Raw genomic sequence first — 21332 nt, 5'->3', positions numbered from 1 at the left:
CAGCGTCAGACTGGCGCTGGCTGCTGTCCGAACAGGGTGATCTTTGCCGGTTCGCGCGCGGTTGCGAGCAGGAAGTCCCAAGCATAATTCGCGTAGGACCGGAACACGTAGATATCGAAGATCTCGCCTTCGACGACGTGCAGCAGGGCCGCAATTTCGGCAAAGCGCATGCGGCGGCATGTGCCCGGGGTGTATTCCCCCGAGAGCAGGTCGAGCGAGGTGCCCTTCATCAGGATTTCGCGGCTGCCTTCGCCTTCTATGCGGATGACGACCCGCATGTCGGAGACGTCGACAGCCAGCGAATGGATGCCCAGAAGCGCGCCGCGCAAGCTGGCCAGCAACTCATGCATTTTCGTCCGTGTGCTGAGGATTAGCCACTGGTCGATGGAAAGCCAAAGAACCTTTATATCGCCCCATGACACTGACGTGCGGGGCTCCGTCGGCAAATCAACGCCGAGAACGCTCTTCACGGCCGCCATGAAATCAGCATCCGTTGCGAGGCCGCGGAGGTCGATCATGCCGCGGTCAGGGATTTCGCGGAGCGAGACGGAAAGCCCGGCGGGTGCCGCAGCGCCGGCGAGGGGGGAAGTGTAAGAGAGCTCAGACATTCAGCTTGGCCCCTTCCTTGTCGTAGAAGACGGTGTCGGTGATCTTGGCTCGGATGACCTTGCCGCCCGGAAGCGGGAAGGACAAGGTTTCGCCCATGCGCGAGCGGCCATTCTGGATAAGGGCCATGGCGATGGAACGGCCAAGGGTGGGTGACTTGTAGCTGGAGGTCACCTGGCCGATCATCTCCATCGGTGGCTTGTCCTTGACGTGCCGCACCGCGTAGGCGCCGTCGGGCAGCACGTCATTCGGATCTTCGGTCAAAAGGCCGACAAGCTGCTTGCGGTCTGGTCCCTTGAGATAGGACTGCTCCAGAGAGCGCTTGCCGATGAAATCGGCCTTCTTCTTGGAGACAAGTCCATCGAGACCGACATCGACTGGTGTCGTCGTGCCGTCGGTTTCGTCGCCTACGACGATGTAGCCCTTTTCGGCGCGGAGCACATGGAGCGCCTCGGTGCCATAGGCTTCGAGCCCGAACTCGGCGCCCGCCGCGAGAATGTCTTTCCACAATCCCAAGCCAAAGTTCGAAGGCGTTGCAACCTCGTAGGAGAGTTCTCCCGAGAAGCTGATGCGGAACAGGCGAATGGGGTAGGGGCCGAGCTTGCCTTCAACGAAGGACATGTGCGGCAGCGCCTCATGCGAGATATCGAAGGAAGGCTCGAGCTTAGCCAGCACATCGCGCGCCCTAGGACCGGCAATGGCGAACTGCGACCATTGCTCGGTGACGGGAGTGACGAACACTCTGTAGTGCGTCCACTCGGTCTGCAGCCATTCTTCCAGCCAGGCCGCGATGCGATCGGCACCGCCCGACGTCGTGTGCATGAGAAAGTGGTCATCGCCAAGTCGAACGGTAACGCCGTCGTCCGAGAGGAAGCCCAACTCGTTCATCATCAGCCCGTAGCGGCACTTGCCCACCTTGAGCGTCGAGAACATGTTGGTGTACATGCGGTCGAGAAATTCCGCCGCATCCGGTCCCTTGATCTCGATCTTGCCGAGTGTCGAGGCATCGAGCAGGCCAACCTTGTTCCGCACACAGAGGATCTCGCGGTCGATCGAAGCGTGCTTGTCCTCTCCGGCTTTCGGATAGGTATAGGCGCGGCGCCACTGGCCCACGGGCTCCCACACGGCACCCTGGTCGAGATGCCACTGATAGATGGCGGTGCGGCGGATCGGCAGGAAAAGGTTCTTGGTGAGAGGACCAGCCACGGAGCCAAACGAGAATGGCGTGTAGGGAGGGCGGAACGTGGTGACGCCGATTTCCGGTATGGTCTTTCCCGTGGCTTCCGAGAGAATGCCGAGGCCGTTGAGGTTCGACGTCTTGCCCTGGTCGGTTGCCATGCCGAAAGTGGTGTAGCGCTTGGTATGCTCGACCGACTCGTAACCCTCGCGCTGGGCGAGTTCGAGATCGGCAGCAGTCACGTCGTTCTGGTAGTCGATGAAGTGCTTGTTGCCTTCGTTATACTTGCCGGTCGCGGGTGCGAACCAGATCGGCTCCAGCGGCTTTTCATCCGCCTGCACGGCCGTCGGCACAGACACCGCGATGGACGTTGCCTCGGGCTTCACGGCCTTCGCAGCGGCAGAACCCGCGGCATAGGCTTCCTCGAGAATGTTCGAGAGTACGAAGGTGCCGTTCGCCGCGCCAACCGCGCGGATCGCGTCTGCGTGACGGTCAGGCCGGAATGTCTGCAGCGTGTCGTCGAAGCGGATCTTGCCGCCATTGTGGCACCACAGGTGAAGAGCTGGATTCCAGCCGCCCGACATCGCCACGAAGTCGCAGGCGACCTTCGCTTCCTTGATGACGCGGCCCTGGCCCTTGCGATAGGACGCGACCTTCACGTCGGTAATGTTGAGTCCGCCCCATGACGTGTTGACGGCGGAAATGACGGAGCCCGTGTCGACGGCGATTCCCATTTCGCGCGCCTTGTTGGGAAGAGCGCCTTCGGCCCGAGAGCGCGAGTCGACGACGCGCACGCCGACGCCAGCGTCCTTAAGTACGATGGCGGTCTGGTAGGCATCGTCGTTGTTGGTGAAGACGATGCCTGAGGAACCCGGCGACACGCCATAGCGCTCCACCATGCCGCGTGCAGCGGATGCGAGCATCACGCCCGGCCGGTCGTTGTTGGCGAATGCGATGGGGCGTTCGATCGACCCGGTGGCGAGGATCACTTGCCCGGCGCGCACCTTCCACAGGCGATGGCGCGGAACCCCAGCCGCGAGGAGCGCCGGATCGTGGTCTGCCACGCGCTCGAAGAGCATGACGAAGTTGTGATGCCAGTGCCCGACGACCGTGGTGCGGTTCAGCACATGGACATTTCCGGCATCCGCCAGCATGGAGGCCTTCACCGATGCCCAGTCGGGCAGGGCCTGGCCCTCTATGGTGCCGCCGGAGATGTCGGCCAGACCGCCGAAACGAGGGTTCTCGTCGGCGATGATGACCTTGGCACCCGTCGCGGCAGCGGCTTCAGCCGCCGCAAGCCCGGCAACGCCCGCACCGATGACCAGCACGTCGCAATGGACATGGATGTTCTCGTAGGTATCGGGATCGCGGCCCTCTGGCGCCTTTCCCAGTCCCGCCGCACGGCGGATGATGGGCTCATAGACATGTTTCCACAAGGCCTGCGGCCACATGAAGGTCTTGTAGTAGAAGCCGCCGGGAATGAAGCGCGAGACATGGCTGTTGATGGCGCCCACGTCAAATTTGAGCGAGGGCCAGCGGTTCTGCGAAACGGCGATCAGCCCCTCGTGCAGTTCAACCTGCGTGGCCCGCAGGTTGGGCTCATGGCGGACGCCATCGCCCACTCCCACCAGCGCATTCATTTCTTCCGAGCCAAGCCCGATCACGCCGCGCGGGCGGTGGTACTTGAAGCTGCGGCCAAAGACACGCTGGCCGTTGGCGTGAACCGCCGACGCGACTGTGTCGCCCGCGAAACCCGTGAGCTGCTTGCCATCGAACGAGAAGTGAATGCGCTTGGTCCGGTCGATGAAGCGGCCGCCGGTGGAGAGGCGATGTGGCTTGCTCATACCTTGGTCTCCGCCTTGAGCCGGTTTGCAAAATACTCTGCCCACGGACCTTTCGCCTGCGCGATGAGATCGGCGGGGGGAAGCTCGGTGATGCCGTAGTAGGCCTTGAATTCCATCGTCACCGTGTCACGCGCCGCGTGGAACCACTTGCCGCAGCCGCGGTCACAGCGCCAGCGCTCGAAGTGTAGCCCCTTGGGATTGTGCCGGATGAAAAGATAGTCGCGCTGTTCCTCGTCCGTCACGCTAGAGGGATCGGACGTCGCGGGGCGGCGCACATGTGCCTGGCCGCCGGCATGGAAATCCGTCTCGTCGCCTTCAGCGCCGCAAACGGGACATTTGACGATGAGCATGTCGGTATCTCCTAGTGGGCCACTGCCGCAGCGACGCTTTCGTCGATCAGGCGGCCTTCCTGGAATCGGTTGAGCTCGAAAGGCTCGGCAATGGGATGCGGGCGGTCATTGGCGATCGTATCGGCGAACACCCAGCCCGATCCCGGAATGGCCTTGAAGCCGCCGGTTCCCCAGCCGCAGTTGACGAACAGCCCATCGACGGGCGTCTTCGAGATGATCGGCGAACGGTCGCCCGTCATGTCGACGATGCCGCCCCACATGCGGAGCATGCGGAGGCGCGAAATGATCGGGAAGGTTTCGACCAGCGCCGCAACCGTGTGTTCGAGGGCGGGGAAAGACCCACGTTGCGAATAATTGTTATAGGGGTCGGTGCCGCCGCCGATGACGAGTTCGCCCTTGTCCGACTGGCTCATATAGCCATGAACCGTGTTGGCCATGACGACGCAGTCAATGACGGGCTTGATCGGTTCGGAGACCAGCGCCTGCAGGCACTGGCTCTCGATCGGCATGCGGACTCCCGCCATGTCCATGATGGTCGAGACATGGCCGGCGGTGACGACGCCGATTTTCTTGGTGCGGATAGTGCCGCGGGTGGTTTCAAGGCCGGTGACCTGGCCGCCCTCGCGGTTGATGCCGATCACTTCGCAATTCTGGATGATGTCGACGCCCATTGCGTCGGCACTGCGGGCATAGCCCCAGGCGACCGCATCGTGACGGCCCGTGCCGCCGCGGGGCTGGTAATAGGCACCCAGGATCGGATAGCGGCAATTCGGATCATCGTTGATGATCGGAACGATGTCCTTCACCTCCGCCGGCGTGATCATCCGGCAGTCGAGGCCGGCGAGGCGGTTGGCGTGCGCGGTGCGTTGGAAGGCGCGGAACTCGTGCTGCGTCTGGCACAGCATGACGACACCGCGCGGACTGAACATCACGTTGTAGTTCAGGTCCTGGCTCAGGTTCTCGTAGAGCGACCGCGCCAGCTCATAGATGGCGATCGAGGGATCCTGCAGGTAGTTCGAGCGGATGATCGTGGTGTTGCGGCCCGTGTTGCCGCCACCGAGCCAGCCCTTCTCGACAACCGCGATATTGGTCATCTTGTGGTTCTTGGCAAGGTAATAGGCGGTTGCCAGCCCGTGGCCGCCCGCGCCTACGATGACGGCGTCATATTCCTGCTTCGGATTGGGCGAGCGCCATGCTCTTTCCCAGTCCTTGTGGTAGTTCATCGCGTTGCGTGCGATTGAAAAGATGGAATAGCGCGGCTTCATGAGGGTGAATTCCTTGCAACTGTGGCGTATCTAACAAAACGGTGGTGGCACAACCAAGGCTTTTCCGACGCCCCAATGCTGCCATGCGACAATGCGACCAGAATTGGATGGACGGGATGAATTGCATTAATAGTGGCCACGGGAATATCTCATAGTTCATCATGATATGGATTGTTTTCGCGGTAATGACGGCGGCAGTGATCGCCGCACTCCTGCTGCCGGTGATGAGGCAGAAACCTTCGGCTGGGGCGGACGACCGTAACTCCTATGACCGGGCCGTATTCCGGGACCAACTGGCCGAACTCGACCGCGACGTCGAACGCCGGGTGATCGGACCCGCCGAGGCCGAAGCTGCGCGCAACGAGATTTCCCGCCGCCTCATCGCCGCCGCCGCGCCGCCGCAGGTGGCGAAAAGGTCAGGAATGCCCGTCGTCGCCATGTTCGGCGCGCTGCTCATTCCGGCAGTCGCCCTGCCACTTTATCTCAAGGCGGGAAATCCTACGCTTCCCGACGTGCCGCTGGCCGAGCGCATGGCGAACGCAGAAAAGGCCGGAGACTTTGAAGCTCTGATCGTGAAGGTCGAACGGCATCTGGCGCAGAATCCGGATGACATCGAGGGCTGGAAGGTGCTGGCCCCTGCCTACCGGCGCGGAATGCGGTGGGCGGATGCCGCCGAGGCACAACGCAACATCGTTCGCCTGTCGGCACCTACGGCCGACGTGATGGCGGACTATGGCGAGGCTTTGGTGATGGCCGGTCAGGGCATGGTCTCGGCCCAGGCCCATGACATCTTCACGAAGGCGCTGGCGCTTGATCCCAAGCTGCCAAAGGCCCGGTTCTACGACGCGCTGGCCCTGAAACAGGAAGGCAAGACGGAGGAGGCGAAGGCCGCCTTCGAGGCCTTCCTGTCCGACACGCCGGAGGATGCGCCGTGGCGGCCGATGCTTCTGGCAGAAATGCAGGATATGTCGTCGCGTCCTCCAGCGCTTGACCAGCAGGCCATGAAGGATGCCGCCAGCATGAGTTCAGGCGACCAGCAGGCGATGATCCGCGGCATGGTCGATGGCCTGGAGGAAAAGCTGAAAGCCAATGGTGACGATCTCCAAGGCTGGCTGCGGCTGATTCGCGCCCGGGGCGTGCTGGGCGAGGCCGAAAAGGCCAAGACTGCGTATGATGCAGCGAAGATGCAATTCAAGGACAATGCGCAAGCGCTTGCCGCGCTGGACGGCCTCGCGAAGGAAATGAACATCCAATGACCCGCAAGCAGAAGCGCCTCACCATGATCCTTGGCGGCCTGGCCGTCCTGGGCGTTGCCGCAGGTTTGGTCCTCTACGCGCTCTCCGATACGATCACCTTCTTCCACACGCCCAGCGATCTGACTGAAACCGGCGTCCAGCCCGGCCAGCGGATCAGGCTCGGCGGCATGGTGGAGGACGGCAGCCTGAAGAAAGGCCCGGGCACGGTCACGACATTTTCCGTGACCGATCAGATCAAGGCCGTGACAGTGAGCTACAATGGCATTCTTCCCGATCTCTTCCGGGAGGGGCAGGGCGTTGTCACCGAAGGCAAGTTGCAGCCCGATGGAACCTTCGTGGCCGATACCGTACTCGCCAAGCATGATGAGAACTACATGCCGCGCGAACTGACCGAAAGCCTGAAGGAAAAGGGCGTGAAGCTTGGAAAGGGAGCGGAGCAATGATTGCCGAACTCGGTCATTTCGCGCTGATCCTCGCCACCGGCGTGGCGCTCTACCAGTTCCTCGTGCCGCTCTACGGCGCCCATCGCGGCGATGTGGCGCTGATGCGGACGGGGCTCACCGCAGCCGTCCTGCAACTGTCGCTCATCGGCTTCGCCTTCATCGTGCTCACCCACGCCTATATCGTCTCTGACTTCTCGGTCGAGAACGTCGCCGCGAATTCGCATTCGGCCAAGCCGCTGCTCTACAAGATCAGCGGCGTATGGGGAAACCACGAAGGCTCGATGGTGCTCTGGGTGCTGATTCTCGCTCTCTACGGTGCTGCCGTGGCGCTCTTCGGACAGAACCTGCCGCTTGAACTGCGCTCGCGTGTGGTGGCGATACAGGGTTCGGTGGGGCTGGCTTTCCTGCTCTTCATCGTGCTCACATCCAACCCATTCCTGCGTATCGACCCGGCCCCGATCGAGGGCAATGGCCTCAACCCGATCCTGCAGGACCCGGCATTGGCCTTCCATCCGCCCTTTCTCTACGCGGGTTATGTGGGGCTCTCGATTGCGTTTGCCTTTGCGGTTGCCGCACTTATCGAGGGCCGTGTCGACGCGGCCTGGGCCCGCTGGGTGAGGCCATGGACGCTGGCTGCATGGATGTTCCTGACCATTGGCATCGCCATGGGATCGTGGTGGGCCTACTACGAACTTGGCTGGGGCGGCTGGTGGTTCTGGGACCCGGTCGAGAATGCCAGCTTCATGCCTTGGCTCGTTGCCACAGCGCTCCTGCATTCGGCGATTGTCGTCGAGAAGCGCAACGCGCTGAAGATCTGGACGGTGCTGCTGTCCATCCTCGCGTTTTCGCTCTCGCTCATGGGCACGTTCCTGGTGCGCTCCGGGGTGCTGACGTCGGTCCATGCTTTCGCGGTCGACCCCGAGCGCGGCCTGTTCATCCTGATGATCCTCTGCGTCTTCATCGGCGGGGCTCTGACGCTTTTCGCGTGGCGTGCGCCGATGTTGAAGGCCGGAGGGCTCTTCGCGCCCGTTAGCCGCGAGGGTAGCCTCGTTCTCAACAACCTCCTGCTCTGCGTTGCCTGCCTCGCGGTATTTGTCGGCACGCTCTATCCGCTGGCGCTCGAAACGCTGACCAACGACAAGATTTCGGTCGGGCCGCCTTACTTCAATCTCACCTTCGGGCCGATCATCCTGCCGCTGCTGATGCTGGTGCCCATTGGTCCATTCCTCGCGTGGAAGCGGGGCGACATCGCGGGAGTCTTCCGCCGGTTGTGGATCTCGCTCGCCATTGCGGCAGCCGTGGGCTTTGCAGTCTTCGCCTATTCCGTCCGCGGCCCCTGGCTGGCCCCTGTCGGCATGGCACTGTCCGTCTGGCTCGTGTTGGGTGCCCTTGCCGATCTCGCCGCCCGCATCTCTCTCTTCAAGGCGCCGCTTGCCACAAGCTGGCAACGCCTCAGGGGCCTGCCGCGCTCGGCCATCGGCGGCGTCATGGCGCATGGCGGCCTCGGGATCATGATCGCCGGCATCATCGCCATCTCGCTCTGGAAGATCGAGGTCATCGTGGCCTTGAAGCCGGGCGAACAGGCGGCCGTCGGCGACTACACGGTGACCTTCATCGGCGAGACGCCGCTGACGGGTGCCAACTATACGGGCCGGGCAGGCCGCTTCCTCGTCAAGGAAGGCGACCGCGAAATCACGACGCTCGTCTCCGAGAAGCGCGAGTTCAAGCCGTCAGGCATGCCGACCACCGAAGTAGGCCTGCTCCAGACGTTTCTGGGCGATGTCTACGTGGTGATGGGCGATGTCACAACCGATGGCGCCCGGGCCATGCGGTTCTATTATAACCCGCTGGTGAACTTCATCTGGATTGGTGCGCTCATCATGTTCTTCGGTGGCATGCTGTCGCTGACGGATCGGCGCTATCGGGTCGGAGCGCCAAAACGGGCAACGGCAATGCAGGCGGTTCCAGCGGAATGAGAAAGTTCCTTACCATGCTCGCTCTGCTGGCCTGTCTCGGGCCGGCCTACGCTCTTTCTCCTGACGAGATATTGAAGGACGAAGCGCTGGAACAGCGCGCCCGCGGGCTCTCCGCTCATCTTCGCTGCCTCGTCTGCCAGAACCAGTCCATCGACGATTCGGATGCGCCTCTGGCGAAGGACCTCCGCACGCTGATCCGCGAGCAGCTCGTGGCGGGCAAGACCGACGAGCAGATCATGGATTTCGTGGTGGCCCGCTACGGCGAATATGTCCTGCTGAAGCCCCGTCTTGGTGCGGGCACGATCGTGCTCTGGGGAACGCCATTTGCGGTTTTGCTGATTGCCGGGACATTGCTTCTTTTGCGCCGGAAGAACATAGCACCGGCGCCAGAAGCGCCATTGACCGAGGCCGAGCACCAGGCGCTGCAAAGAGCCCTGGAATAGCCCCGGGTTTGCCGCAAGACTTACAGAAGTTTCACGCCCCAGACATGTTGCCGTAAGGAGGAGGTTCCTATCTTCGCATCATCAAATATTGGTTTGATGGAGATAGGAAATGTCATCAGTTACCCCGCGTTCGGCTCCCCGCATCCTCGGCATGTTTGCCGCCGGCTTGATGGTTGCGACCGCTCTGACCGCGACCATCGTTGTGCTGCCGTCCACGCCGGTGCAGGCCCAGCAGCAGCTTCAGGCTGCCGCGATTGACCCCGCCAAGGGCTTCGCCGATCTCGTCGACCGGGTCATGCCCGCCGTCGTCAGCGTTCAGGTGAAATTCGCCAATGCCGCTTCGGTTGCCGAAGGTGGTCAGCAGGCCGCTCCGGAACTCCCCGAGAACAGCCCGTTCCGCGACTTCTTCAAGCAGTTCCCGCAGTTCAAGCAGGGCCAGCCCGACCAGGACCGGTCGCCGCGCGGCATGGCGCAGGGCTCAGGCTTCATCATCACCGCTGACGGCTACGCTGTGACCAACAACCATGTGGTCAAGGATGCCGATCAGGTGGCGGTGACCATGAATGATGGCACCGAGTACGAGGCCGAAGTGATCGGCACCGATCCCAAAACCGACCTGGCACTCATCAAGATCAAGTCCGACACGAAATTCGACTTCGTGGCATTCACCGATGAAGAGCCGCGTGTCGGCGACTGGGTGATGGCGGTCGGCAATCCCTTCGGCCTTGGCGGCACCGTGACCACGGGCATCATCTCGGCCCGCGGCCGCGACATCGGCTCCGGCCCCTATGACGACTTCCTGCAGATCGATGCCGCCATCAACCGCGGCAACTCGGGCGGTCCGGCCTTCAACCTCGAGGGCGAAGTGGTCGGCATCAATACCGCGATCTTCTCTCCCTCGGGCGGCTCTGTCGGCATCGGCTTCGCCATCCCGGCCTCGACCGCGCAGAACGTGATTGCCAGCCTCAAGGAAAGCGGCACGGTGACCCGCGGCTGGCTGGGCGTACAGATCCAGCCGGTGACCGAGGACATCGCTGAAAGCCTCGGCCTCAGCGACGCCAAGGGAGCGATCGTTGCCGACGTGACGGACGAATCCCCCGCACTTGCCGCTGGCATCAAACAGGGCGACACCATCCTGAAGATGGGCGACAAGGACATCTCCGACTCGCGTGACCTCGCCCGCAAGGTGGCGCAGATCAAGCCGGGCCAGTCGGTTCCGATGACCCTCGTGCGCGACGGCAAGACGATGGAGCTCTCGGTCGAGATCGGCACCATGCCGAGCGAGCCGAAGATGGCCTCCAGCGACAAGGGTGACAAGAGTGACGCAGCGGTCTCGCTGGCGAACCTCGGGATCAAGGTGGCTCCTGCACAGGACGGGGCCGGTGTCACCATCACCGAGGTGAAGCCCGACAGCGCGGCGGCCGAGCGTGGCCTCAAAGCTGGCGACACCATCCTGGAAGTTGCCGGAACCGAGGTTCATGGCCCGGCGGATATCCGATCGGCCCTGAAAGAGAACACCAAGAAGCGGGTCCTGATGCTGGTGAAGTCCAGCGATGGTCAGCGCTTCGTGGCGCTCCCTGTCGCCCAGGGCTGACGCCAATCGCAAGTGGGCACGCGGACCTCGCCCCACCCCCCGCTCCGCGTCTGCGTGCCTTTGGCGCGGAGGCTGGCAAGTCCGAATAACGGACGCCGCCTCCGCGCCCCCCTTCTTTCGTGCCTTTCACCCCTTTTCAGATGAGACGGAACATGCAACTTAAAGAGCTCGATTCCCCCCTCTGGACAGCAAAGCCAGCCCGGCAGCCGATGCGCATACTTGTTATCGAAGACGACCGCGAAGCGGCGGGCTGGCTGGTCAAGGGTCTGGCCGAAAGCGGCCATGTTGCCGATCATGCCGGCGACGGCGAAGAAGGCCTCAACCTGGCGTCCGAGGGCGTTCATGATGTCCTCATTGTCGACCGCATGCTGCCGAAGATCGACGGACTGACGATCATCCGCAAGCTCCGCGAGAACGGCATCAAGACACCGGTGCTCATACTGAGCGCCTTGTCAGATGTCGACGAGCGGGTGAAGGGACTTCGTGCCGGCGGCGATGACTATCTTGGCAAGCCCTATGCCTTCGCTGAACTCCTCGCACGCATCGAGAACCTCGGGCACCGTTCGGTGGATGCGCCGCTGGCAACCAGGCTCCGTGCCGCCGATCTGGAAATCGATCTGCTGACCCGCACCGTCACGCGCGGCGGCAAGCCCATTGTGCTGCAGCCCCGCGAGTTCAAGCTTCTGGAATACCTCGTGCGCAACGCCGGCCACATCGTGACCCGCACCATGCTGCTGGAGAATGTCTGGGACTATCATTTCGACCCCCAGACCAATGTCATCGACGTTCACATCTCGCGGCTCCGGTCGAAGATCGACAAGGGCTATGACGAGCCCATCCTGCAGACCGTGCGGGGTGCAGGCTACATGATCCGCGATACGTGAACCCGCGGATCAAGCTCCTCCGCACGTCCACGTTCCGCCTCGCGGCGCTGTATCTGATTCTTTTCGCGGTCTCGGTGTCGGCGCTCCTGGGCTATGTCTACTGGAACACGGCTGTCCTTCTGGAACGCCAGACCGACGAGACGATCCGCGCCGAGGTCCAGGCGCTGGCGGACCAGTACCGCATCCGCGGGCTTCGAGGCATCATCGACACCATCCAGCGCCGCAGCGCCGAGGACAGCGGCTCGGTCTATCTGCTCACCGACAGTTCCGGCCGGCGAATCGCGGGCAACCTCAACTCGCTGCCCGCAATGCCGGACGACGAAGCGGCATGGATCGAGTTCCCGCTCGATGTCGAAAAGGGTTCATCGCGGGAGCGCCACATTGTGCGCGCCTTTCACGCCGATCTCGCGGGAAGCTTCGACCTTGTCGTCGGCCGCGACGTCGAAGCGTTGAGGCAGTTCGCCAGTATCATCCGCCGCACCATCTACTATGCGCTGGCGATTGCCCTCGTTCTGGGACTGGGCGGCGGCTTGCTGATGAGCCGCAATTTCCTCCGGCGTGTCGATGCCATCACCGACGCGAGCCGCACCATCATGGCGGGCAACATGGCGGGCCGCATGCCGGTGCAGGGTTCGAACGACGAACTCGACCGGCTGGCCCTCGCGCTGAACGAGATGCTCGACCAGATCGAAAGTCTCATGGCGGCGATGAAGGAAGTCTCCAGCAATGTGGCCCATGACCTCAAGACGCCGCTGACCCGCATCAAGGCGCGCGTCGAGGCCGCCCTGCGCTCGGGCTCCGAGGGGGAATACCGCGCCGCGCTGGAGCGCACGGTGGACGAGTCGGACAGGCTGCTCGACACGTTCAACGCGTTGCTCTCGATTGCCCGCGCCGAAGCCGGGCAGTCGCGCAGCGGCCTGATTCCGATCGATGCGGCCTCGATCGTTTCCGATGTCGTCGAACTTTATGAGCCGATGGCCGAGGAAGAGGGCGGCACGCTGGTCAGCGACGCCCGGGCCGGATTGATGGTCATGGGCGACCGGCAGCTACTGGCGCAGGCCCTGACCAATCTCATCGACAATGCGCTCAAATACGGCGCCCGCGAAGGCGAAACGCCTCAGATTACCGTGTCGGGCGCGGTGGAAGACGACAAGGTCGTCATCGCCGTGCGCGATCATGGCGAGGGCATCGCACCGGAAGACCGTGGACGCGTCACCGACCGTTTCGTGCGGCTGGACTCAAGCCGCTCCAAACCCGGCAACGGCCTGGGACTGAGCCTCGTCTCCGGCGTGATGAAGCTGCACAAGGGAACGCTGGTGCTTGAGGACAACGCCCCCGGCCTCTCCGCCAAGCTGGTGCTTCCGCTGCACCACGAGGCCAGCTAAAAGGCAGGCCATGCCTGTCAACCCGCCCTGTTCCGCCCCCGATACCGCCGCCGTGGATCTGTTCTGGGAGGACATGGCGCCCGGAGCCATTCCCGAGACTGCTCGCATGCTTGCGGGCAACATTGCAGGCGGCTCGCCCTTTCTTCGCCAGTTGATAATCCGCGATCCGGACTTCGCGCGCCGCGTCTTCTCCGAAGACCCCGATACGCTGCTGGCCGAATTGCTGGATGCACTGGCGAACCTAGCACCGGATGCACAGCAGGCCGACGTGATGAAGATGCTCCGCCAGATCAAGAAGCGCTCGGCAGTTCTGATTGCCGTCGCCGACTTGTCCGGCCAGTGGAACCTGGAGCACGTGACGTCGGCCCTCACTGATCTCGCAGATGCCAGCCTCCGCGCTGCTGTGACCTGGCTGCTGCGCGATTTCGCGAGGGCGGGCAAGGTTGAGCTGAACGATGCCGCCAATCCGCTGTCGGGTTGCGGCTACGTGGCTCTCGCCATGGGCAAGCAGGGTGCGCACGAGTTGAACTACTCCAGCGACATCGATCTCATCATACTCTACGATCATGTCACGCGCCTGCTGCCCGTGGGCGGCGATCCTTCCACGTTCTTCGTGCGATTCACCAGGCGGCTCGTGCAGCTGATGCAGGACGTGACGGAGGATGGCTACGTTTTCCGCACGGACCTGCGCCTGAGGCCCGATCCGCGCGCCACGCAAGTGGCGATCTCGATCGAGGCTGCTGCTCTCTACTATGAGAACCAGGGCCAGAACTGGGAACGCGCCGCGATGATCAAGGCCCGTGCTGCGGCGGGTGACATCGCACTCGGCGAAGAATTTCTCGACCGCCTCAAGCCCTATATCTGGCGCAAGTATCTGGACTTCGCTGCGATAGCGGACGTTCAGTCGCTGAAGCGGCAGATCCATGCGGTGAAGGGCCATGGCGAGGTCAAGGTGAAGGGCCACAACCTGAAGCTCGGGCGCGGCGGCATTCGCGAGATCGAGTTTTTCGTGCAGACCCAGCAGCTGATCGCCGGCGGGCGCAACCCGAAGCTCCGTGGGCGGAGCACCATGGCGATGCTCGATGCGCTGGCGGAGGCCCAGTGGATCACGCCATTGGCTGCCGATGAACTGAAGTCGGCTTATGTTTTCTTGCGCACCATCGAGCATCGCGTGCAGATGGTGAACGACGAGCAGACGCATGCGCTGCCCGCCGACGAGCGCGCCTTCGAAAGCCTGGCGCGGTTTTCCGGTTTTGAAGATGCTTCTGCCTTCGATGCCGAAGTGCGACGCACCTTGGAATGCGTGCAAAGCCATTATGCGCACCTCTTCGAGCAGGCGGAAGATCTCGGCACCGAGTCCGGCAGCCTAGTCTTCACCGGCGGCGAGGACGATCCCGAGACGATCGAGACTTTGTCCCGCATGGGCTACCACTCGCCGAGCGAGGTTTCCGCCACCATCCGGGGCTGGCACTTCGGGCGTTACGCGGCGACGCGAAGCGCCCGCGCCCGCGAGCTTCTGACCGAACTGATGCCGAAGCTGCTCAAGGCGCTGGCCGACATGGGAAACGCCGATCTCGCCTTCCTCGCCTTCGACAAGTTCCTGGGCGGCCTGCCCGCAGGCGTTCAACTGTTCTCGCTGCTGAAAGCCAATCCACGCCTGCTCGATCTCCTCGCCACCATCCTGGGCAGCGCGCCGCGCCTTGCCGAACAACTGAGCCGCAGGCCCAAGGTGCTCGACGCGGTCCTCGATCCCGGCTTCTTCGGCGCGATGCCGACGGCAAGCGAAATGGGTCAGGTGATCGCTTCCGCCATGCCGCCGGGCGTTCCGCTTGACGAGGTTGCCGACCGCGCCCGCGTGGTGGGCAAGGAACAGGCCTTCCGCATCGGTGTCCGCGTGCTCTCGGAGACGGTGAGTGCTGTCGATGCCGGAACGGCGTTCTCCCAACTCGCCGGGCTGCTGCTCGAAAGGCTCCATGCGGCAGTGGGCGAGGAGGCCGAAAGCCGCCACGGTCTTCCAGCCGGGGGCCGCAGTGCCGTCATTGCGATGGGCAAGCTCGGCGGCCGCGAGATGACCGCAGGCTCCGACCTCGACCTCATCATCGTCTATGACGCGGCACCCGATGCTGAAATGACGGCCGGCGCCAGGCCCACCAGCATCAACCAATACTACGCGCGGCAGGCCCAGCGCCTGATCTCAGCACTGTCGGCGCCGACCGCCGAGGGCGTGCTCTATGAGGTCGACATGCGGCTGAGGCCATCCGGCAGCAAGGGGCCAGTGGCGGCCAGCCTTGCGAGCTTCAAGTCCTACCACCGGGATTCGGCGTGGACATGGGAGAAGCTGGCGCTGACCCGCGCGCGCCCGGTCTGCGGCGATGCCGGGCTGATGGGCGAACTTGAGACCCACATCCGCGCGGCCCTTTGCACGCCCCGCGATCCGTCCGCAACCGTGGCCGACGTGCTGGACATGCGCAAGCTCATGCTCAGGGAACAGGGCCAGGGCGGGTTGTGGGACATCAAGCGGGCGCGGGGAGGCCTCGTGGAACTGGAGTTCATCGCCCAGACGCTGCAGCTGATCCATGCCCCGGCGCATCCCGGTGTTCTCGATACCAACACCCTTGCGGCGTTGGAAAAACTCACCCTGGCGGGCCTCCTCGACCCTGCAACGGCGTCCGTGCTGAGGGAGGCTGGCCTCCTCTATCACCGATTGACGCAGGTGCTGCGGCTCTGTGTCGATGGCTCCTATGACCCGGCGAAATCGCTGCCCGCCCTCAACCAGCTGGTGGCGAGTGCGGCGGCCTGCCCGGACATACCGACCGCCGAATCGCTCATCGCCGATACGCAAGCCGAAGTGGCCCGCATCTTCGACCGCATGATCGGCCCGGCAGGCTGACATTTCGCAGCGACGGAATTCCGTTCCTGTTTCGTCTTGGGTTTCAGGACAACAACAGGAGGAACGTCCATGAGCAAATTCACCTTCGTGCTGGCCCTCATGGGAGGCATGGTGGCGGTTCCCGCCGTGGCGCTGGCGATGGAACCCTACCTTCCGAAAACGCAGAAGGTCTTCAGCAAGCTCGACGCCGACTCCAATGGCCGCATCACGCTGGCCGAAATCCAGCCCAAGGCCGAGAAGCGCTTTCTTCGCATGGATGGTGACAAGAACGGCGAAGTGACAACGGCCGAGATCGATGCGGCGCTCAACCGCGCACTGGAGCTTCGCCGCAAGCGCATCCTCGCCAATCTGGACAAGGATGGGAACGGCAGTGTGACCAAGGGCGAACTGGATGCCTTCGTCGAGACGTTGCTGGCGTCGGCCGATGCCGACCACGATGGCGGCGTGACACTTGAAGAAGCAAGGAATTTCCGGGTTGCCAAAGTGAAGAAACCCGCTACGGGAGAGAGCTCCAACTGACGCAAGGTTACGGACACCAGCTTGCTAAGCGACGCCTCGGCTTTCCGGCAGATGACGGACGCCGGCCTGCTCGAGGCCGCCGCCGGCCGCAATCATGCGGCCTTCGGCGAGATCGTCAGCCGCTATCACCAGCCCGTCTACCGGCTGGTGTGGCGGATGACAGCTGGCGCGGCCGATGCCGAGGATATCGCGCAGGAGGCCTTTGTGAAGCTGTGGCAGAACCCCGCGCAAGTGCGCGAGGCGGGAGCCCTCAAGGGCTGGCTGATGCGGGTTGCCTCCAACGCGGTCATCGACCGCAGCCGGAGGCCGCGCCACGGTGATCTCGACGCGGCACCCGAGATCCACGACCCGCAAGCGAGGCCCGATGCGCCGCTCGACCGGAGCGAGGCCGCGAAGCTGATCGACGGGCGGATCGCGGCACTCCCCGACCGGCAGCGCCTGGCGCTGTCGCTTGTCTATTTTGAAGGCCTGTCCAATATCGATGCCGCGCAGGTGATGGACGTGAGCATCGAGGCCATTGAATCGCTTTTGGCGCGGGCGCGCCGGAGCTTGAAGGAAAGCCTGTCTGCCGAGTGGCGCGAGCTGCTGGGCGGATTGACGGAAACGGGACGTTGAGGACTGATATGGAAAACGGCAAGGACACACGCCTTGACCAGCTCTTGGCCAGCTATGGTGCGGATCGCGCCCGCTGGCCCGAGGCCGAACGCATGCGCGATGGTGGCGGAAATGAGCCCGCGCAGGCGGACGCCGAGTCAATCGACCGGCTGCTATCACTCGCGTCCACCGTCTCAGCCCCGGCTGATGCCATGTCGCGCCTCATGCAGCGCATCGCGGAGGAGCCGCAGGGCGCGAAGGTCATTGCATTCCCCGGCGGGTCCAGCCCGCCGCGCTCCCGCGTCTTCCGCTATGCCGCAGCCCTTCCGCTCGCGGCTTCGTTGGCGCTCGGCGTCTATCTGGGTGCGATGGGCTCGCTCGACTTCATGCTGCCCACGTCCATCACGGGCGGGGTCGCCCTCAATGACGAGATGCCCGACGATCTGGGCGGCGTCGGCGAGGCGGATGCCTACGCCGAGGAATCGCTGACATGACGACGACCGAAACGCCGGTGGCAACACCCCCGCGCCGCGCCTTCAACTGGTTGAAGATCGTGCTCGTCGCGTCGCTGGCGCTCAATCTCCTGTTCATCGGCGGCGGCCTGGCACGCTTCTTCGTCCATGGCCCGCCCGAGCGCATGACCGGCATCAGCCAGATGCAGCTCATTCCGCGCAAGTTCTTCAGTGAATTGAGTGGCGCCCGCAAGGCGGAACTGCTGAAGGTGTTCAAGGATTTCGGCCAGGAGTTTCGCGATGGCCGCAAGGCTGCACGCGTCGAGGTCGTCAATCTGGCGGCGGCTCTTGAAGCCGAGCCTTATGATGCGGCCAAGGTGAAGACGGTGATCGACAGCTTTTCAGGGCGGAGCGCGCACCTGATCGCCACGGGCGGGCAGGCAGCCCACACGCTCATCGAAAAGCTCACGCCAGACGAACGCAAGCTTCTCGCCCGGCACATCCGCCAGCGCGAGGACGGTGGCCGCCGCAAGGGCGAAGGCAGGCCCGGCAAGGACTGATCAGGCCGCCTTGTTGGGGAACTTGACCAGCACTTCCGTACCCTGGCCCACCATGCTGCGGATCGTCAGGCTGCCGCCATGGAGCTCGACGAAGGACTTCGAAATCGCAAGGCCAAGCCCTGAGCCGCCTTTCGACTTGGTGAACTGGTTTTCCACCTGTTCGAACGGCCGCCCGAGTTTTTCGATGTCGCGGGCGGGGATGCCGATGCCTGTGTCCCGGATCGATACGGTCATCCCTCCATCCGTCGCGACGGCAGAGACATTCACCTTGCCGCCTTCGGGCGTGAACTTCACCGCATTCGACAGCAGGTTGATGAGCACCTGCTTGAAGGCGCGCTTGTCGGCCCACAATTGCAAGCCTTGCGGCACATCGCGCTCGATGCTGACGCGGCCTTCATAGGCGCGTGGCCCGATCAGGCGCATGACCTCGTCGAGCGCCGAGTCGACCTGCAGCGTCTCGCATTCCATCTGCATCCGGCCTGCCTCGATCTTCGACATGTCGAGGATGTCGTTGATGACATCGAGGAGGAACTGTCCGCTCCGGTGGATGTCGTTCGAGTATTCGGAATACTTGTCCGATCCCATGGGGCCGAACATCTGCGCCTGCATGATCTCGCTGAAGCCGATGATGGCGTTGAGAGGTGTCCGAAGCTCGTGGCTCATGTTGGCGAGGAACTCGGATTTCGAGCGGTTCGCCGATTCCGCGCGGGTCTTCTCGCGGGCATACTTGTCGGCAAGGTCGGCAAGGCGCTGCGCCTGCTGGTCGGCGAGCATGCGTTCCTTCTGGAGGTCGCGCACCGTCATCATCAGTTCGCGCTCGGACAGCAGCAGGCGCTCCTCCTGCATCTTGAGCGCGCTGATGTCGGTGCCGACCGAGACGAAGCCGCCATCCTTGGTGCGGCGCTCGTTGATCTGCAGCCAGCGGCGGTCAGCGAGTTGCACCTCGAAGGACTTGCCTTCCGCCGTCTCGCCCTTGAGGCCGATGCGCTTGCGGATGGCGGGTTCCTTGGCCGAGCGCACCACGTCTTCGTAGGCCGTGCCCGGCACGCAGACGGAGGCGGGAAGCGAATGGAACTGCTGGTACTTCGAATTGCACAGCACCAGCCGGTTGTCGGCATCCCACAGCACGAAGGCTTCCGAGATGTTCTCGACCGCGTCCTTGAGGCGAAGCTCGGCTTCCTTGTTGAGCTTGTCCGCCAGCTTCTGCTGCGAGACGTCGAAGACGATGCCGATCAGGTGCGGCTGGTTTTCGACGTCACCGGGTGCGAGCGCGACGCGGGCGCGCAGCCACACCCAGTGCCCATCTTCATGGCGCATGCGGAATTCGCGGTCGAAGGACGTGATCTCGCCATCGAGCAGGCTTTCGACGGCCTCCTCAAGCTGCGTGTCGGTGGGATGCAGCCGGCTCACGACTTCGGCGAAACTCAGGAAATCGCCCTTCACCGGCATGCCCAGAATGTCGAACATCGAGCGTGACCAGAAGATGATGCCCTTGGTCACGTCCCAGTCCCACATGCCGCACTGGCCGCGGTCGAGGGCCTTGTCGAGCCGTGCGGTGGCAACGCCCAGGATCGTGTCTGCCTCGGCAGCCTTGGCGGCTTGCCAGTGGAAAGCGGCACCCAGCAGCATGAGGACGAAGAGTGTCACGATGAAGAGCGTGGTGACCTGGGTGACACTGGAGCGCCAGGCCGAAAGCACATCCTGCTGGCGCTGGAACACGATCAGGCTTCCCGGGAATGTGCCCAGGTCATACATCGAGACGAAAGCCTCTTCGCCCGACGCCAGCAGCAGCGGCGACATGTCATCACCGTTGAGCGCCGCGTCCGTCACGAAGTTGGGTGACAGCACCGCCGTGATGAACTTGCCGTCGAGCGCTTCCGCCGAAGGCAAGCTCGCGGTAATCTTGCCGAGGCTTTCGGCGACCGCAAAGACCCGCTTTTCGGCCAGCGCTTCGGGCGCGAGAATCTTCCGGAGATAATCCGCGTCCATCACTGGCGGCGTCTCGCCCGCGAGTGCAGCTTGCGCGAAGTCGGTCTTGATGCGCTGTGCCGCGAGGTGCCCGTGCAATGCCGAGAGGCGGTTCTGCTCGGCCAGATGTGTCGTCCGGCTGTCCATCAGCTGGATGAGCAGCGCTGAACCCAGCACGAGCAGGAACAAAACGATGAGCGAGGTGATGAGCAGGCGAAGATGCCGCTCCGAAATCGTGATCCTGAAGCGATCGGGCCATGGCGACGGGAGCCTGAGCACCCGCTCCTTGAAGAACAACTCGCCGATATGTGTCTTGCCCAAGATATTCCCCTGACTTCCCAGCCTGCCCAAGGCGGAAAGTGTCCCGAAAACGCAGAACGCCACCACACATCGAATCACCCCTATTGATTCGAAACAGGGGTGATTTGTCCAGATATGAAGATGGACCTTATGTGCGCGCGATGCGTGAGACGATCTCGAACACGTCGCGAGACAGGGAAGGCTCGGCCAGAACGCGGTTCAGTTCCGCCTCCGCGGCCGATTTCCGGATCGAATTCAACACCTTGCAGCTGCGGAACCCGGTCGCAATGCGTGCGGCCACCTGCGGGTTGATCTGGTCGAGCCGGAGAATGGCATCGGCCACGACGCAGTAACCGGAGCCATCTGCGGCATTGAAGCCCGAGACATTGCCCGCCGTGAAGCCCGCGATGAGGGCATAGACCTTGTTGGGCGTCGTCCACTTGAAATCGGGATGGGAGGTCAGCGCCTCGACGCGTGCAGCAGCGCCATCGCCCACGGCCTGCGCATTCAGCATCAGCCACTTGTCGATGAGAAGATGATCATGCGCGTGGCGCGCGTGGAATTGATCGAGCGCCTCTTTCCGTTCACTGCATTCGACCTGCACCAGTGCAGAAATCGCACCGATTTCAGCGCTCATGCTGTGAGGTGCGTCAAGCTCTTGTAGTGCCGCGGCGATGCCTTCACGCGGGTTTCCAAACACCATGAGGGCAAGCGCCGCATAGCGCAGCGCGCGCCGCGCCGTGGACGCCGGGTCCGGCCTGTAGGGGCCTCGCTCCGCAGACTCGGTCCAGATGCGGTTGAGACTTGGCGCAAGCAGGCGCCCGAG

18 protein-coding genes are annotated in these 21332 nt (G+C 63.3%); 12 read left to right on the top strand and 6 right to left on the bottom strand.

Annotated elements, in window-relative coordinates; all coding sequences use genetic code 11:
* Window positions 1–5: 5 nt before the first annotated feature.
* Genes ACEW8Q_RS09850 through ACEW8Q_RS09835 form a run of 4 tightly spaced genes read right to left on the bottom strand, consistent with a single transcriptional unit; the run spans window position 6 to window position 5242 of the window.
* The gene (locus ACEW8Q_RS09850; protein WP_373503880.1) at window positions 6–608 is read right to left on the bottom strand and encodes a sarcosine oxidase subunit gamma; all 603 of its coding nucleotides are present in this window, start codon (window positions 606–608) and stop codon (window positions 6–8) included.
* Complete coding sequence (locus ACEW8Q_RS09845; RefSeq protein ID WP_373503879.1) at window positions 601–3627, bottom strand: sarcosine oxidase subunit alpha family protein; 3027 nt, start codon at window positions 3625–3627, stop codon at window positions 601–603. The genes ACEW8Q_RS09850 and ACEW8Q_RS09845 overlap by 8 nt, the downstream gene beginning before the upstream one ends.
* Window positions 3624–3977, bottom strand: a complete 354-nt coding sequence (locus tag ACEW8Q_RS09840; protein WP_373503878.1) for a sarcosine oxidase subunit delta — start codon at window positions 3975–3977, stop codon at window positions 3624–3626. Before ACEW8Q_RS09840 ends, ACEW8Q_RS09845 begins: the two co-directional genes overlap by 4 nt.
* Before the next feature lie 11 nt (window positions 3978–3988).
* Entirely contained in the window at window positions 3989–5242 is a 1254-nt protein-coding gene (locus ACEW8Q_RS09835; protein ID WP_373503877.1) for a sarcosine oxidase subunit beta family protein, read from the bottom strand.
* 161 nt (window positions 5243–5403) lie between these two features.
* Between ACEW8Q_RS09835 and ccmI the strand changes: the two genes are divergently transcribed.
* The 12 genes from ccmI to ACEW8Q_RS09775 all read left to right on the top strand — a co-directional run bounded on the left by ccmI (window position 5404) and on the right by ACEW8Q_RS09775 (window position 18238).
* A complete protein-coding gene (gene ccmI / locus ACEW8Q_RS09830; RefSeq protein ID WP_373503876.1) occupies window positions 5404–6498 on the top strand; it encodes a c-type cytochrome biogenesis protein CcmI in 1095 nt (364 codons plus the stop codon).
* A complete protein-coding gene (gene ccmE, locus ACEW8Q_RS09825; RefSeq protein ID WP_373503875.1) occupies window positions 6495–6941 on the top strand; it encodes a cytochrome c maturation protein CcmE in 447 nt (148 codons plus the stop codon). Before ccmI ends, ccmE begins: the two co-directional genes overlap by 4 nt.
* A complete protein-coding gene (locus ACEW8Q_RS09820) occupies window positions 6938–8917 on the top strand; it encodes a heme lyase CcmF/NrfE family subunit (RefSeq protein WP_373503874.1) in 1980 nt (659 codons plus the stop codon). The genes ccmE and ACEW8Q_RS09820 overlap by 4 nt, the downstream gene beginning before the upstream one ends.
* Window positions 8914–9360, top strand: coding sequence for a cytochrome c-type biogenesis protein CcmH (locus ACEW8Q_RS09815; protein WP_373503873.1), 447 nt, complete (start codon window positions 8914–8916; stop codon window positions 9358–9360). Before ACEW8Q_RS09820 ends, ACEW8Q_RS09815 begins: the two co-directional genes overlap by 4 nt.
* Window positions 9361–9469: 109 nt before the next feature.
* On the top strand, window positions 9470–10954 hold the full coding sequence (locus tag ACEW8Q_RS09810) for a Do family serine endopeptidase (protein ID WP_373503872.1): 1485 nt from the start codon (window positions 9470–9472) through the stop codon (window positions 10952–10954).
* A 152-nt stretch (window positions 10955–11106) separates the two neighbouring features.
* Window positions 11107–11838, top strand: a complete 732-nt coding sequence (locus tag ACEW8Q_RS09805; protein WP_373503871.1) for a winged helix-turn-helix domain-containing protein — start codon at window positions 11107–11109, stop codon at window positions 11836–11838.
* A complete protein-coding gene (locus tag ACEW8Q_RS09800) occupies window positions 11835–13223 on the top strand; it encodes a sensor histidine kinase (RefSeq protein WP_373503870.1) in 1389 nt (462 codons plus the stop codon). Before ACEW8Q_RS09805 ends, ACEW8Q_RS09800 begins: the two co-directional genes overlap by 4 nt.
* A gap of 10 nt (window positions 13224–13233) precedes the next feature.
* Window positions 13234–16113: a bifunctional [glutamine synthetase] adenylyltransferase/[glutamine synthetase]-adenylyl-L-tyrosine phosphorylase gene (locus tag ACEW8Q_RS09795; RefSeq protein WP_373503869.1), complete on the top strand. Its 2880-nt coding sequence runs from the start codon at window positions 13234–13236 to the stop codon at window positions 16111–16113.
* Between the two features lie 69 nt (window positions 16114–16182).
* Window positions 16183–16632: an EF-hand domain-containing protein gene (locus ACEW8Q_RS09790; RefSeq protein WP_373503868.1), complete on the top strand. Its 450-nt coding sequence runs from the start codon at window positions 16183–16185 to the stop codon at window positions 16630–16632.
* A 21-nt stretch (window positions 16633–16653) separates the two neighbouring features.
* Entirely contained in the window at window positions 16654–17247 is a 594-nt protein-coding gene (locus tag ACEW8Q_RS09785) for an RNA polymerase sigma factor (RefSeq protein ID WP_373503867.1), read from the top strand.
* Window positions 17248–17255: 8 nt separating this feature from the next.
* A complete protein-coding gene (locus ACEW8Q_RS09780; protein WP_373503866.1) occupies window positions 17256–17720 on the top strand; it encodes a hypothetical protein in 465 nt (154 codons plus the stop codon).
* Window positions 17717–18238: a periplasmic heavy metal sensor gene (locus ACEW8Q_RS09775; RefSeq protein WP_373503865.1), complete on the top strand. Its 522-nt coding sequence runs from the start codon at window positions 17717–17719 to the stop codon at window positions 18236–18238. Before ACEW8Q_RS09780 ends, ACEW8Q_RS09775 begins: the two co-directional genes overlap by 4 nt.
* Here the strand turns inward: ACEW8Q_RS09775 and ACEW8Q_RS09770 are convergent, their stop codons facing one another.
* Window positions 18239–20527 carry a PAS domain-containing sensor histidine kinase gene (locus ACEW8Q_RS09770; protein ID WP_373503864.1) on the bottom strand — a complete coding sequence of 763 codons (2289 nt, stop codon included), beginning with the start codon at window positions 20525–20527 and terminating at the stop codon, window positions 18239–18241.
* Between the two features lie 127 nt (window positions 20528–20654).
* A partial coding sequence (locus tag ACEW8Q_RS09765; protein WP_373503863.1) for an aminopeptidase N C-terminal domain-containing protein occupies window positions 20655–21332 on the bottom strand: 678 nt, incomplete at its 5' end.

The sequence above is a fragment of the Aestuariivirga sp. genome (assembly GCF_041738905.1).
In the GTDB taxonomy this organism is placed as follows: Bacteria; Pseudomonadota; Alphaproteobacteria; order Rhizobiales; family Aestuariivirgaceae; genus Aestuariivirga.
Note: the sequence above shows the minus strand (reverse complement) of the source record. Positions and strands in the feature narration are given on the sequence as shown.